This window comes from Mycobacterium sp. (assembly GCF_040398885.1).
Classification (GTDB): Bacteria; Actinomycetota; Actinomycetes; order Mycobacteriales; family Mycobacteriaceae; genus Mycobacterium.
On the sequence record NZ_JBBATF010000094.1, the window covers coordinates 1 to 12164 of the forward strand.

13 protein-coding genes and 1 pseudogene are annotated in these 12164 nt (G+C 69.7%); 5 read left to right on the forward strand and 9 right to left on the reverse strand.

Going from position 1 to position 12164, the window contains the following annotated elements; all coding sequences use genetic code 11:
- Window positions 1-884 (reverse strand): radical SAM family heme chaperone HemW (hemW, locus tag ADBZ5U_RS10115; RefSeq protein WP_526264998.1); only part of this gene is annotated, 884 nt, incomplete at its 3' end.
- Window positions 885-1051: 167 nt separating this feature from the next.
- On the opposite strand from hemW, the gene ADBZ5U_RS10120 reads away from it, so the two are divergent.
- From ADBZ5U_RS10120 to ADBZ5U_RS10135, 4 genes are all read left to right on the forward strand, one after another.
- Window positions 1052-1126, forward strand: coding sequence for an Ms4527A family Cys-rich leader peptide (locus ADBZ5U_RS10120; RefSeq protein WP_526265000.1), 75 nt, complete (start codon window positions 1052-1054; stop codon window positions 1124-1126).
- Between the two features lie 108 nt (window positions 1127-1234).
- Window positions 1235-2890 (forward strand): nitrite/sulfite reductase, encoded by a 1656-nt coding sequence (locus tag ADBZ5U_RS10125; RefSeq protein WP_526264976.1) that lies wholly within the window; start codon window positions 1235-1237, stop codon window positions 2888-2890.
- Window positions 2887-3579: a phosphoadenylyl-sulfate reductase gene (locus ADBZ5U_RS10130; protein ID WP_526264978.1), complete on the forward strand. Its 693-nt coding sequence runs from the start codon at window positions 2887-2889 to the stop codon at window positions 3577-3579. Before ADBZ5U_RS10125 ends, ADBZ5U_RS10130 begins: the two co-directional genes overlap by 4 nt.
- Window positions 3576-4307, forward strand: coding sequence for a sirohydrochlorin chelatase (locus ADBZ5U_RS10135; protein ID WP_526264980.1), 732 nt, complete (start codon window positions 3576-3578; stop codon window positions 4305-4307). The genes ADBZ5U_RS10130 and ADBZ5U_RS10135 overlap by 4 nt, the downstream gene beginning before the upstream one ends.
- A gap of 20 nt (window positions 4308-4327) precedes the next feature.
- Here ADBZ5U_RS10135 and ADBZ5U_RS10140 read toward each other — a convergent pair whose 3' ends face one another.
- The 6 genes from ADBZ5U_RS10140 to ADBZ5U_RS10165 form a co-directional block, all read right to left on the reverse strand.
- Window positions 4328-4708 carry a hypothetical protein gene (locus ADBZ5U_RS10140; protein WP_526264982.1) on the reverse strand — a complete coding sequence of 127 codons (381 nt, stop codon included), beginning with the start codon at window positions 4706-4708 and terminating at the stop codon, window positions 4328-4330.
- A complete protein-coding gene (locus ADBZ5U_RS10145; protein ID WP_526264984.1) occupies window positions 4705-5736 on the reverse strand; it encodes a sulfate/molybdate ABC transporter ATP-binding protein in 1032 nt (343 codons plus the stop codon). Before ADBZ5U_RS10145 ends, ADBZ5U_RS10140 begins: the two co-directional genes overlap by 4 nt.
- The gene (gene cysW, locus ADBZ5U_RS10150) at window positions 5733-6539 is read right to left on the reverse strand and encodes a sulfate ABC transporter permease subunit CysW (RefSeq protein WP_526264986.1); all 807 of its coding nucleotides are present in this window, start codon (window positions 6537-6539) and stop codon (window positions 5733-5735) included. Before cysW ends, ADBZ5U_RS10145 begins: the two co-directional genes overlap by 4 nt.
- Window positions 6536-7369 carry a sulfate ABC transporter permease subunit CysT gene (gene cysT / locus ADBZ5U_RS10155; RefSeq protein WP_526264988.1) on the reverse strand — a complete coding sequence of 278 codons (834 nt, stop codon included), beginning with the start codon at window positions 7367-7369 and terminating at the stop codon, window positions 6536-6538. Before cysT ends, cysW begins: the two co-directional genes overlap by 4 nt.
- Entirely contained in the window at window positions 7366-8394 is a 1029-nt protein-coding gene (locus ADBZ5U_RS10160) for a sulfate ABC transporter substrate-binding protein (RefSeq protein WP_526264990.1), read from the reverse strand. Before ADBZ5U_RS10160 ends, cysT begins: the two co-directional genes overlap by 4 nt.
- 297 nt (window positions 8395-8691) lie before the next feature.
- A complete protein-coding gene (locus tag ADBZ5U_RS10165) occupies window positions 8692-8886 on the reverse strand; it encodes a hypothetical protein (protein ID WP_526264992.1) in 195 nt (64 codons plus the stop codon).
- A gap of 63 nt (window positions 8887-8949) precedes the next feature.
- On the opposite strand from ADBZ5U_RS10165, the gene ADBZ5U_RS10170 reads away from it, so the two are divergent.
- Entirely contained in the window at window positions 8950-10926 is a 1977-nt protein-coding gene (locus tag ADBZ5U_RS10170; RefSeq protein ID WP_526264994.1) for a glycoside hydrolase family 15 protein, read from the forward strand.
- Window positions 10927-10928: 2 nt separating this feature from the next.
- Here the strand turns inward: ADBZ5U_RS10170 and ADBZ5U_RS10175 are convergent, their stop codons facing one another.
- Complete coding sequence (locus ADBZ5U_RS10175) at window positions 10929-11645, reverse strand: sensor domain-containing protein (RefSeq protein ID WP_526264996.1); 717 nt, start codon at window positions 11643-11645, stop codon at window positions 10929-10931.
- A 27-nt stretch (window positions 11646-11672) separates the two neighbouring features.
- Window positions 11673-12164, reverse strand: a pseudogene (locus tag ADBZ5U_RS10180) (elongation factor 4); the annotation flags it as partial.

Consider the following 12164-nt stretch of genomic DNA (forward strand, 5'->3'; position numbering starts at 1 on the left):
TTGACATTCCACCACCGCACGTCACCGACGAACCCGTGCGCACCCGGTCCGGCTCCCCACCAGTTCCCGCCCGCCCAGTAACCCTCGTTGTGCCGGCACCGACCGCCGGGCCGGCTCCAGTTGGACACCTCGTACCAATCCATCCCCGCGGCGGTGAGTTCCCGGTCGATCAGTCGGTAGCGCGCGGCCAGCACGTCGTCGTCGGGGGCGGCGATCTCCCCGCGACGCACCCGCCGGGCCAGCGCCGTGCCGTCCTCGACCACGAGCGCGTAGGCCGAGATGTGGTCGACGCCGGCGTCCAGTGCGGCCCGCACCGAGGCCAGCAGGTCGGCGTCGGACTCCCCCGGGGTGCCGTAGATCAGGTCGAGGTTGACGTGGTCGAACCCGGCGGCCCGCGCTTCCCGGGCCGCGGCGGTGGCGCGGCCGGGTGAGTGGGTGCGGTCCAGGACGGCCAGCACCCGGGCCGAGGCCGACTGCATGCCCAGCGACACCCGGGTGTAGCCGGCCGCGCGGATGGCCGCGAAGAACTCCGGGTCGGTGGATTCCGGGTTGGCCTCGGTGCTCACCTCGGCGCCGGGTGACAGCGGGAACTCGGCGCGGACGGCGTCGAGCACGCCGGCCAGTCGCCCGGGGCCCAGGAGTGAGGGGGTCCCCCCGCCGACGAAGACTGTGTCGACGGACACCGGCCCGATCGTGGCGACGGCGAGGGCGAGCTCGGCCCGCAGGGCCTCCAGCCAGCCGTCCGGGCTGGTCCCGCCCAGTTCGGCGGCGGTGTAGGTGTTGAAGTCGCAGTACCCGCAGCGGGTGGCGCAGAACGGCACGTGCACGTAGACGCCGAAAGCGGATCCCGGGCTCACCGCCAGAGCAGGCAGCATGGCCCCCAGTGTCGCAGAGGGCCCGGTGTCACAGAGGGCCCGGTGTCACAGAGGGCCCGGTGTCACAGAGGGCCCGGTGTCGCGGAGGGCCCGGTGTCACAGAGGACCCCCGCCCGGTTAGGCCATCCTGCGCCGGCCGTGGCAGAATGACCCGCGTGTTCGCCGCGCCGTCCCCGATGCGCACCGTTGCGCTCGTCGCTCGGCGGCATGTCGACTTCAAGCGGGTCTGCAGCTGTTGTTGTCCGGCTTAGTGCCGTAGAGCCGTCCCACCCCTGAACCAGCCGGCCTTCGGATCTGCGCCCCCGGTCCAGGTGGACGCCGTCGTTCGATTTGCCGGATCCTCACATTAGGAGCACCCGATGACTCAGGCCAAGCCCCGTAACGAGGGCCAGTGGGCCCTCGGCCAGGACGAGCCGCTCAACCCCAACGAGGTCTTCAAGAAGGAGGACCCCGCACTCAACGTGCGGACCCGGGTCGAGGAGATCTACTCCAAGCAGGGCTTCGACAGCATCGACAAGACCGATCTGCGCGGCCGGATGCGCTGGCTTGGCCTCTACACCCAGCGCAAGGAGGGCTTCGACGGCACGTTCACCGGCGAGGAGAACGTCGACCTGATCGAGGCCCCGTACTTCATGCTGCGGGTGCGCAGCGACGGCGGCCTGCTGACCGCCGCGTCGCTGCGAATGCTCGGTCGGATCTCCACGGAGTTCGCCCGCGACACCGCCGACATCTCCGACCGGCAGAACGTCCAGTACCACTGGATCCGGATCGAGGACATGCCCGAGATCTGGCGGCGGCTGGACAGCGTGGGCCTGCAGACCACCGAGGCGTGCGGCGACTGCCCGCGCGTCGTGCTGGGCTCCCCGCTGGCCGGTGAGTCGCTCGACGAGGTGATCGACGCCACTCCCGCGGTCGAGGAGATCGTGCGCCGCTTCGTCGGCAAGCCCGAGTACGCCAACCTGCCCCGCAAGTTCAAGACCGCCATCAGCGGACTGCAGGACGTGGTGCACGAGATCAACGACGTCGCCTTCGTCGGGGTGAACCACCCCGAGCACGGCCCCGGCCTGGACCTGTGGGTGGGCGGCGGCCTGTCGACAAACCCGATGCTGGCCCAGCGGCTGGGCGCCTGGGTGCCGTTGGACGAGGTGCCCGACGTCTGGGAGGCCGTGGTCAGCCTGTTCCGCGACTACGGCTACCGCAGGCTGCGGGCCAAGGCACGGCTGAAGTTCCTGGTCAAGGACTGGGGTGCTGCCAAGTTCCGCGAGGTGCTGGAGACCGAGTACCTGAAGCGGCCGCTGATCGACGGCCCCGCACCGGATCCGGTCGCCCATCCCATCGACCATGTCGGGGTGCAGAGGCTTCGCAACGGCCTCAACGCCGTCGGGGTGGCCGCGATCGCCGGCCGGGTGTCCGGGACGATCCTCACCGGGGTCGCCGACCTGGCCGAGAAGGTGGGTTCCGACCGGATCCGGTTCACCCCGCACCAGAAGCTGATCGTCCTGGACGTCCCCGACGACCGGGTCGACGAACTGGTCTCCGGTCTGGCGGCCCTGGGCCTGTCGGCGACCCCGTCGCACTGGCGGCGAAACCTGATGGCCTGCACCGGGATCGAGTACTGCAAGCTTTCCTTCGCCGAGACCCGGGTCCGGGCCCAGTCGCTGGTGCCGGATCTGGAGCGGCGACTGGCCGACCTCAACGCCGAACTCGACGTGCCGGTCACCGTCCACCTCAACGGGTGCCCGAACTCGTGCGCGCGGATCCAGGTGGCCGACATCGGCTTCAAGGGCCAGATGATCGACGACGGGGACGGCCCGGTCGAGGGTTTCCAGGTGCACCTGGGCGGGAGCCTCGGCCTGGACAGCAATTTCGGCCGGAAACTTCGCCAGCACAAGGTCACCAGCGACGAGTTGGGCGACTACATCGAACGGGTGGTGCGCAACTTCATCGCCCAGCGCGAACCCGGTGAGCGGTTCGCGCAGTGGGCGGTTCGGGCCGAAGAGGATGCTCTGCGGTGAGCGAGGACCGGCTGCGCGATCTGGCCGCCCGCGGCGCCGCCGAACTGGATGGCGCCGCCGCCGAGGAACTGCTGGCCTGGACCGACCGGCATTTCGGCTCCAGTTATGTGGTGGCCTCCAACATGCAGGACGCGGTGCTGGTGGACATGGCCGCCAAGGTCCGCCCGGGTGTGGACGTGCTGTTCCTCGACACCGGCTACCACTTCGCCGAGACCATCGGAACCCGCGACGCCGTCGAGGCCGTCTACGACGTCCGGGTGGTCAATGTGACGCCGGAACAGACTGTGGCAGAGCAGGATCGGCTGCTGGGCAAGGATCTGTTCGCCCGCGACCCGCACGAGTGCTGCCGGCTGCGCAAGGTGGTCCCCCTGGGCCGTGCGCTCAGTGGCTACGCGGCCTGGGTCACCGGGATCCGCCGGGCGGAATCCCCCACCCGGGCCAATGCGCCGCTGATCAGTTTCGACGAGGCGTTCAAGCTGGTGAAGGTCAACCCGCTGGCGGCGTGGACCGACGAGGACATGCAGGCCTACATCGAATCCCACGGCGTTCTGGTGAACACCCTCGTCGAGGAGGGCTATCCGTCGATCGGGTGCGCGCCGTGCACAACCAAGCCGGTCGAGGGTGCCGACCCGCGCAGCGGACGCTGGCAGGGCCTGAACAAGACCGAGTGCGGGTTGCACGTCTCATGAGCATCCTGCGCCATCCGGCGATGGTCCTGACCGCCCACGGCAGCGCCGACCCGCGCTCGTCGGTCGTCACTCACGCGGTGGCCGGGCAGATCCGCCGGTTGCGGCCCTGGCTCGACGTCCGGGTGGCGTTCTGCGAACGCAGCGAACCGAACCTGCGGGATGTCATCTCCGGCCTCGACCGGCCGGGACTGGTCACACCGCTGCTGCTGGCCAGCGCCTACCACGCCCGCGTCGACATCCCCGCGATGATCGACGCGGCGAAAGTCCCGGTGCGACAGGCCGATACGCTCGGTGAGGACCCGCGCCTGGTGGAGGTCGCACACCAGAGACTGACCGAAATCGAGCCGGACGAGAGCCGCGACAGTGTTCCGTCCGGATCCGGCGTGCTGATCGTCGCGGTGGGCTCCTCGCACACCGCCGCCAACGCCCGCACCGCCACACTGGCCTCGGCGCTCTCCGCGCGCGGTGGGTGGGGCCGGGTCCGGGTGGCCTACGCCACCACCGAACCCTCGGTGGCCGACGGGATCGCAGCGCTTCGCCGCGACGGCGCCGACCGCATCGCGGTCGCGCCGTGGTTCATCGCGCCCGGCAAGATCACCGACCGTGTCGCGGCGGTCGCCGCGGACCTGGGCGCCGCGATGGCCGAACCCCTCGGCGCGCACCCTCTGCTGGCCGAGACGGTTCTGGACCGGTTCGATCGGGCGCTAGCGGAGCGACTGGCGGCCTAGCCGGCGGCCTGGCGGGCCGATCAGCCCGGGGCGCCGTCGGCACCGTCGGCACCGTCGGCACCGTCGGCACCGTCCTGGCCGTCGGCGCCGTCCTGGCCGCCGGCACCCCCCTTTCCGCCCTGGCCGCCCTGGCCGCCCTTGCCGCCGGCACCCCCGTTGCCGCCCCGGCCGCCCGCGCCGCCATTACCGCCATTACCGCCATTACCGCCATTGCCACCGTTACCGCCGGTCACGCCGCCCTCCTTGGTGGGTGGCGTGGTCGCCGTCCCGTCGGATGTCATTGTCGACGTCGCGTTCCCGGCACCCCGGTCCGGGGTGCCGGACGTGGTGACGCTGCAGCCCGCCGTCGCGACGGCCAGTACACCGACAACAGCGGCGAACCTGATGCGCATCGTGGTCATGGTCTTTGCTCCGACGCCTGCACGGTGCCGGCGATCGGCGGGATCCGGGTGGCCCGCACGTAGACGGTGTCGCCGTCTCGCAGCGCCAGGGCCTCGGCGTCGCCGCGGGTGATCTGGGCGATGAACGACTCGCCCGTGGTGGCGCTGGTCATCTCGACGCGGACCTCGAACCCGAGGTACACCACCCGGTCGATGGCCGCCCGGATCACGCCGGTGCTCTCCGCGGTTCCGTCGCCGGCCGCGATCGCCATCTCCGGCGTGCGCCCCACCCGGATGTCGTGCGGGCGCACCAGGATTCCGTTCAGCGTCGACACGGTGCCCAGGAAGGACATCACGAACGGGTTGGCCGGGCTGTCGTAGACCTCGGTGGGGGTGCCGACCTGTTCGAGGCGGCCCTTGTTGAGCACCGCGATGCGGTCGGCGACGTCGAGTGCCTCGGCCTGGTCGTGGGTGACCAGCACCGTGGTCACGTGTACCTCGTCGTGCAGACGGCGCAGCCAGGAACGCAGATCCTCGCGGACCTTGGCGTCCAGTGCCCCGAACGGCTCGTCGAGCAGCAGCACCTTCGGATCCACCGCCAGCGCCCGGGCCAGTGCCATCCGCTGACGCTGACCACCGGACAGCTGGCTCGGGTAGCGGGTCTGGAAACCGGCCATGCCGACCACCTCGAGCAGGTTGTCGACCTTCTGCTCGATCTCGGCTTTGCCGACCTTGCGGATCTTCAACCCGAAGGCGACGTTGTCGCGCACGGTCAGGTGCTTGAAGGCCGCGTAATGCTGGAACACGAAGCCGATACCGCGCCGCTGGGGCGGCACATTGGTCACGTCGCGGCCGTGGATCACCACGGTGCCGCTGTCGGGCTGGTCCAGACCCGCGATCGCCCGCAACAGGGTGGACTTGCCCGAACCGCTGGGGCCCAGCAGAGCGGTCAGCGATCCGTCGGGCACGACGAAGTCCACGTCGTCGAGGGCGTTGAAGTCGCCGTAGCGCTTGTTAGCGCCGCTGACGACGATGGCGTTGTCGGTCACGTCCGGCTCCTCCGGGCCTCGAGAACCACCTGTGCCACCACCACCAGCACCGCCACCATCATCAGCAGTGTGGAGATGGCGTAGGCGCCGTATTCGGCGCCCCGGTTGTAGCGGTCACTCACCAACAGGGTCAGGGTCTGCGATTTGCCGGGCAGGTTGGACGACACCATCAGGACCGCACCGTACTCCCCCAGGGTGCGGGCCACCGTCAGCACGATCCCGTAGGTGAGCCCCCAGCGGATCGACGGCAGGGTGATCCGCCAGAACGTCTGCCACCACGTCGATCCCAGCGTCGCGGCGGCCTCCTCCTGTTCGGTGCCCAGTTCGTGCAGGACCGGTTCGACCTCCCGGATGACGAACGGCACCGTGACGAAGATGCTCGCCAGGACGATGCCGGGCAGGCCGAAGATGATCTTGACGCCCAGGCTGTTCTCGACGAAGCCGAAGGCTCCGGCGGTGCCCCACAGCAGGATCAGCGCCACGCCGACGACGACGGGCGACACCGCGAACGGCAGGTCGATGACGGCCTGGAGTACTCCCTTGCCGCGAAACCGCTTGCGGGCCAGCAGAAGCGCGGTCGGCACGCCGAAAATCACGTTGAGCGGAACAACGATCGCGACGACGAGCAGCGAGAGGTTGAGCGCCGAGACGGCAGCGGGGGTGGTGATCGAGTCCACGAACGCACCGAACCCCGGGGTGAAGGTCCGAAGCAGGATCAGCCCGACCGGGACGACCACCAGGATCACCACGTAGGCCAGCGCGAGGTACCGGGCCAGGTAGCGCGCCAGCGGTGAGAGCGTCACGCGGAAAGCTCCTGACGCCGGGCCGCGCGCGATCCGATGATCCTGAGCACGAACAGCACCAGAAACGAAACCACCAGCAGCACAATAGAAATCGCGGCCGCACCGGTGCGGTCGTCGTTCTCGATGAGGGTCCGGATCCACTGCGAGGACACCTCGGTCTCGCCGGGGACCGCCCCGCCGATCAGCACCACCGACCCGAACTCGCCGATGGCGCGGGAGAACGCCAGGCCGGCTCCGGTCAGCAGCGCGGGAAGCAGCGCGGGCAGGATCACCCGGGTGAAGATCACCGGGTTGGTGGCCCCCAGCGAAGCCGCGGCCTCCTCGGTCTCCCGATCCAGTTCCAGCAGCACCGGTTGCACGGTCCGCACCACGAAGGGCAGCGTGACGAACAGCAGCGCCACCCCGATCCCCCACTTGGTGTGCTGCAGATGCAGTTTCACCGGGCTGCCGGGACCGTAGAGGGCGAGCATGACCAGGCTGGCCACGATGGTGGGCAGCGCGAACGGCAGGTCGATCACCGTGTCGACCAACCGCTTGCCGGCGAAGTCGTCGCGGGTGAGCACCCAGGCCACCAGCAGTCCGAGGACGGCGTTGACCAGGGTGACCCCGACCGCGACGGTCAGCGTCACCCGGAAGGACTCCAGCGCGGCGCCGGAGGTGACCGCCTCGATGAACGCCCGCCGGCCGCCCTTACCGGACTGCCAGACGATCGCCGCCAACGGCAGCAGGACGATGACGCTCAGCCACAGCGAGGCCGCCCCGGCCAATGCCGGGGTCGACCCTCGCCGCGGGCTGGACAGAGCCGCCCGGGTCTCGGCGGCAGCCGTCATCCGGTCGCCTTCTTGTAGATGGTCGTGATGGCCCCGTTCTCCTTGTCGAACAGGGCGGTGTCCACCGCGCTCCAGCCGCCCAGGTCGGTGATCGTCCAAAGCTTCTGCGGGGCCGGGAAGTCCTTGGCGAAATCGGCGGCCACCGCCGGGTCGACGGGCCGGAAGCCGGCCTGCGCCCAGATCTTCTGGCCGGCGGGGGTGAACAGGAAGTTCTTCAGGGCCGTGGCCTTGTCGAGGTGGGCGCCGGTGGAGACGACGGCCACCGGGTTCTCGATCTTGAAGTTCTGCGGCGGGTTGACGTGCTCGACGTCCTTTCCTTGCCGCTCGATGTTGATCGCCTCGTTCTCGTAGCTGATCAGCACGTCCCCGGTGCCCTGCAGGAACACGTCGGTGGCCTCCCGTCCGGACCCGGGCCGGGTCTTGATGTGGTCGGAGACCAGTTTGGACACCCAGTCCAGGCCGGCCTGCCGGTTCTTGCCGCCGTCGCTCTTGGCGGCGTAGGGGGCCAGCAGGTTCCACTTGGCCGAGCCGGAACTCAGCGGGCTGGGGGTGACCACCTCGATGCCGGGCGCCAGCAGGTCGTCCCAGTCCTTGATGTTCTTCGGGTTGCCCTTGCGGACCACCAGTGAGACCACCGAGCCGAACGGGATGCCCTTGGTGACGTCGGCGTTCCACTCCGGGGTGACCTTGCCGGCCTTGACCAGCCGGGTGACGTCGGGCTCGACGGAGAAGTTGACGATGTCGGCGGGCTTGCCGTCCACCACCGCGCGGGACTGGTCGCCGGAGGCGCCGTAGGACGTCGTGACCGCCACCCCCTGGCCCTCCGGGGTCGCGGCGAAGGCCGGGATGACCTTGCTCCAGCCCGGTTCGGGCACGGCGTAGGCCACCAGGGTCAGGGTGGTCTCGGCATCCGAGGCGTCGCCGCCGACCACGTCGCTGGCGCCACCGCCGCAACCGGCCAGCAGGGCGGCGGTGGCGGCGAGCGCGGCGGCGGTGCGCCGACGGCGCGGGGATTTGGCGAACATGAACAGGCCTTTCTCGTCAGGGGTTGGAGCACGCCCGCAGACGAGGGGTTGACATGCGACATGCCATGGTCACCACCAGCTCCGACGGGCAGGGAGGGTCAGCGACAACAGCAGACAGCGGTGGCGTCGAAAGCGGCAGCCCTCAGGGCACTGCCGATAACGGACACCGTACGCATGGCCGGAATCCTAACAGAGCCGGCACGCGGCGGCCGTGTCAGCGGTTGAGCAACCAGGCCAGGGCGACCAGGAGCAGCAACGCGACCAGCGCCAGGGTCACCCGGGACCGGGGCAACCCGTTCACCGGCCGCCTCCGGTTCCCCCGCGAAGCCGGCGCAGCACCCGGATACCGCCGCCGAGCACCGCGTCGACGGCCACCGCGATCCCGTAGGCCAGGGCCAGCACCACCGGCATCACGATGAGGGCCTGCGGCACGAAGCCCAGTCCGGACAGCCACAGTTCGAAGCCGTCCCACCAGCCGAGGAAACCGGACACATCGGTCACCCTATCTCGCCGGTTCGGGGGACGACGGACGCCGCGGCCGACCATGATGACGGCATGGTGCTTCAGGCTCAACCAGCAGGTGGAGACGTCGACGGGCACTCCCAGCGCGACGGTCATCCCGGTTCGATGCGCAGCCAGTTCCCGCCGATCGCCGACTACGCGTTCCTGTCCGACTGCGAGAACACCTGTCTGATCTCCGGGGCGGGCTCGGTGGAGTGGATGTGCGTGCCGCGACCGGACTCGCCCAGCGTGTTCGGCTCGATCCTGGACCGGGGCGCCGGTCACTTCCGGCTGGCGCCCTACGGCGTCTCGGTGCCGGCGGCCCGCCGCTACCTGCCGGGCAGCCTGATCATGGAGACCACCTGGCAGACCCCGACCGGATGGGTCATCGTCCGCGACGCGCTGGTGATGGGGCCCTGGCACGACGTCGACGCCCGGTCGCGAACCCACCGCCGCACTCCGATGGACTGGGACGCCGAGCACATCCTGCTGCGCACCGTCCGGTGTGTGAGCGGCACCGTCGAACTGCTGATGAACTGCGAGCCGGCCTTCGACTACGGCCGGATCACCGCGGAATGGGAATACTCGGCCAGCGCCTACGGCGAGGCCGTCGCGCGGGCCCGCACCGACCCTGACGCCCATCCCACGATACGGCTGACGACCAACCTGCGGATCGGCCTGGAAGGCCGCGAAGCCCGGGCCCGCACCCGCCTCAAAGAGGGCGACGACGTCTTCGTCGCACTGTCATGGTCGAAGCACCCGTCGCCGAACGACTACGGGCAAGCCGCCGAAAAGATGTGGCAGACCGCCGAGGCGTGGCGGCAGTGGATCAACGTCGGACACTTCCCCGACCACCCGTGGCGGGCGTATCTGCAGCGCAGCGCCCTGACGCTGAAGGGCCTGGCCTACTCCCCCACCGGCGCACTGCTGGCCGCCAGCACCACGTCGCTGCCGGAAACCCCACGCGGGGAACGCAACTGGGACTACCGATACGCGTGGGTGCGGGATTCGACGTTCGCGCTGTGGGGCCTCTACACCCTGGGCCTGGACCGGGAGGCCGACGACTTCTTCTCGTTCATCGCCGACGTCTCCGGTGCGAATAACGGTGCGCGTCACCGTCTTCAGGTGATGTACGGCGTCGGCGGCGAGCGTGAGCTGGTCGAGGAGGAACTGACCCACCTGTCCGGCTACGACGGGGCCCGGCCGGTGCGGATCGGCAACGGCGCCTTCGACCAGCGCCAGCACGACATCTGGGGCACCATGCTGGATTCGGTTTACCTGCACTGCAAGTCGAGGGAGAACATCTCCGACGCGCTGTGGCCGGTGCTCAAGGAACAGGTCGATGAGGCCATCGCGCACTGGCGCGAACCCGACCGCGGGATCTGGGAGGTGCGCGGGGAACCGCAGCACTTCACCTCATCGAAGGTAATGTGCTGGGTGGCCCTGGACCGCGGCGCCAAGCTGGCGGACCTGCAGGGCGCCCACAGCTACGCCCGGCAGTGGCGGGTGATCGCCGAGGAGATCAAGGCCGACATTCTGGCCAACGGCGTGGACGCCCGCGGCGTGCTGACCCAGCGCTACGGCAACGACGCCCTGGACGCCTCGCTGCTTCTGGTGCCGCTGGTGCGGTTCCTGCCCCCGGGTGATCCGCGGGTCCGGGCCACCGTGCTGGCAATCGCCGACGAACTCACCGAGGACGGCCTGGTGCTGCGGTACCGGACCGAGGAGACCGATGACGGCCTGTCCGGCGAGGAGGGCGCCTTCACCATCTGCTCGTTCTGGCTGGTCTCGGCACTGGTGGAGATCGGCGAGGTGAGCCGGGCCCGGCATCTGTGCGAGAAGCTGCTGTCCTTCGCCAGCCCGCTGCACCTCTACGCCGAGGAGATCGAGCCGTCCACCGGCCGGCACCTGGGGAACTTCCCGCAGGCGTTCACACACCTGGCGCTGATCAACGCGGTGGTGCACGTGATCCGCGCCGAGGAGCAGGCCGACGGCACCGGGATTTTCCAGCCCGCCAACGCGCCGGCCTAGTCTCACCGCGCGCGGTTGATGTTTCCGCGGATCTCCCGGACGAGTTCGGCGGCCCGTCCGCCGGCCACCCGCCGGGACGGGTCCCCGTCGGTCACCGCCACGTCGACGTCGATGAGGTAGTTGGACACCAGACCCACCGCGTGCTCGGTCGGGAACGCCGTGTCCCGGTCGGATTCGCCGTTGAGCACCGTCGTCGACAGAATCCCGTCGGACTCCCGCACATCGGTGACCGTCCAGTCCAGCGACGACCTGGCCGTGACATGCACGCTGACCCGGGTTCCGGCACAGGACCGCCACTGCGAGGCGAATACCTCGAACATCCGCCCCGCTTCGGCCTCGGAGCCGAACTCCACCACCCCGGTATGCGCGCTGGAGACGGTCAGCCCCTCGCCGTAGCGGCTGAAGTCCTGCAGCGCGACCTGGCGGACATCCCCCTGCTCGTAGACCACCCGCATCAAGGGTGTCGCGGCGCCGAGACACTCCAGCGGAGAGACATCCTCGCTGTCGCGAAAACCGTTGGGCAACAGCGCCTTCCCGCCGACCATCGGCGGACCGGCGGGGTCGAGCTGATTACCGACAGCCGCGGCGACCTGCTCGGCGCTGGGCAGCACCTCCGGCAGGTTCAGCGCCAGCCGGCCCACCGGGGCACCGTCGACTCTGGTCTCGCACCCGGCCACCAGGACAGCGCAAAGGGCGGCGACGGCCCCCCGCCCCACCACGATCGCCCGAACGGAGGAAATGGCCCCCTACTTCCGCGTCTTGTCGCCGGCCTTGTCGCCGCCCGCGTCGGTCGACAGCGCCGCTACGAAGGCCTCCTGGGGGACGTCGACCCGCCCGATGGTCTTCATCCGCTTCTTGCCTTCCTTCTGCTTCTCCAGCAGCTTGCGCTTGCGGGTGATGTCACCGCCGTAGCACTTGGCCAGCACGTCTTTGCGGATGGCCCGGATGTTCTCGCGGGCAATGATTTTCGAGCCGATCGCGGCCTGGACCGGGACCTCGAACTGCTGGCGGGGGATGAGTTCCTTGAGCTTGACGGTCATCTTGTTGCCGTAGGCCTGCGCGGAGTCCTTGTGCACGATGGCGCTGAACGCGTCTACGGCCTCGCCCTGCAGCAGGATGTCCACCTTCACCAGGTCGGCCGCCTGCTCGCCGGCCTCCTCGTAGTCCAGGCTGGCGTAGCCGCGGGTGCGCGACTTCAGCGAGTCGAAGAAGTCGAAGATGATCTCGCCCAACGGCAT

Bases quoted from the DNA above. Each gene is read 5' to 3' on its own strand.
- ADBZ5U_RS10135 (WP_526264980.1), top strand. From the start codon at position 3,576: ATGAGCATCCTGCGCCATCCGGCGATGGTCCTGACCGCCCACGGCAGC.
- ADBZ5U_RS10170 (WP_526264994.1), top strand. From the start codon at position 8,950: ATGGTGCTTCAGGCTCAACCAGCAGGTGGAGACGTCGACGGGCACTCC.
- ADBZ5U_RS10125 (WP_526264976.1), top strand. From the start codon at position 1,235: ATGACTCAGGCCAAGCCCCGTAACGAGGGCCAGTGGGCCCTCGGCCAG.
- ADBZ5U_RS10140 (WP_526264982.1), bottom strand. From the start codon at position 4,708: ATGACCACGATGCGCATCAGGTTCGCCGCTGTTGTCGGTGTACTGGCC.
- ADBZ5U_RS10160 (WP_526264990.1), bottom strand. From the start codon at position 8,394: ATGTTCGCCAAATCCCCGCGCCGTCGGCGCACCGCCGCCGCGCTCGCC.
- cysT (WP_526264988.1), bottom strand. From the start codon at position 7,369: ATGACGGCTGCCGCCGAGACCCGGGCGGCTCTGTCCAGCCCGCGGCGA.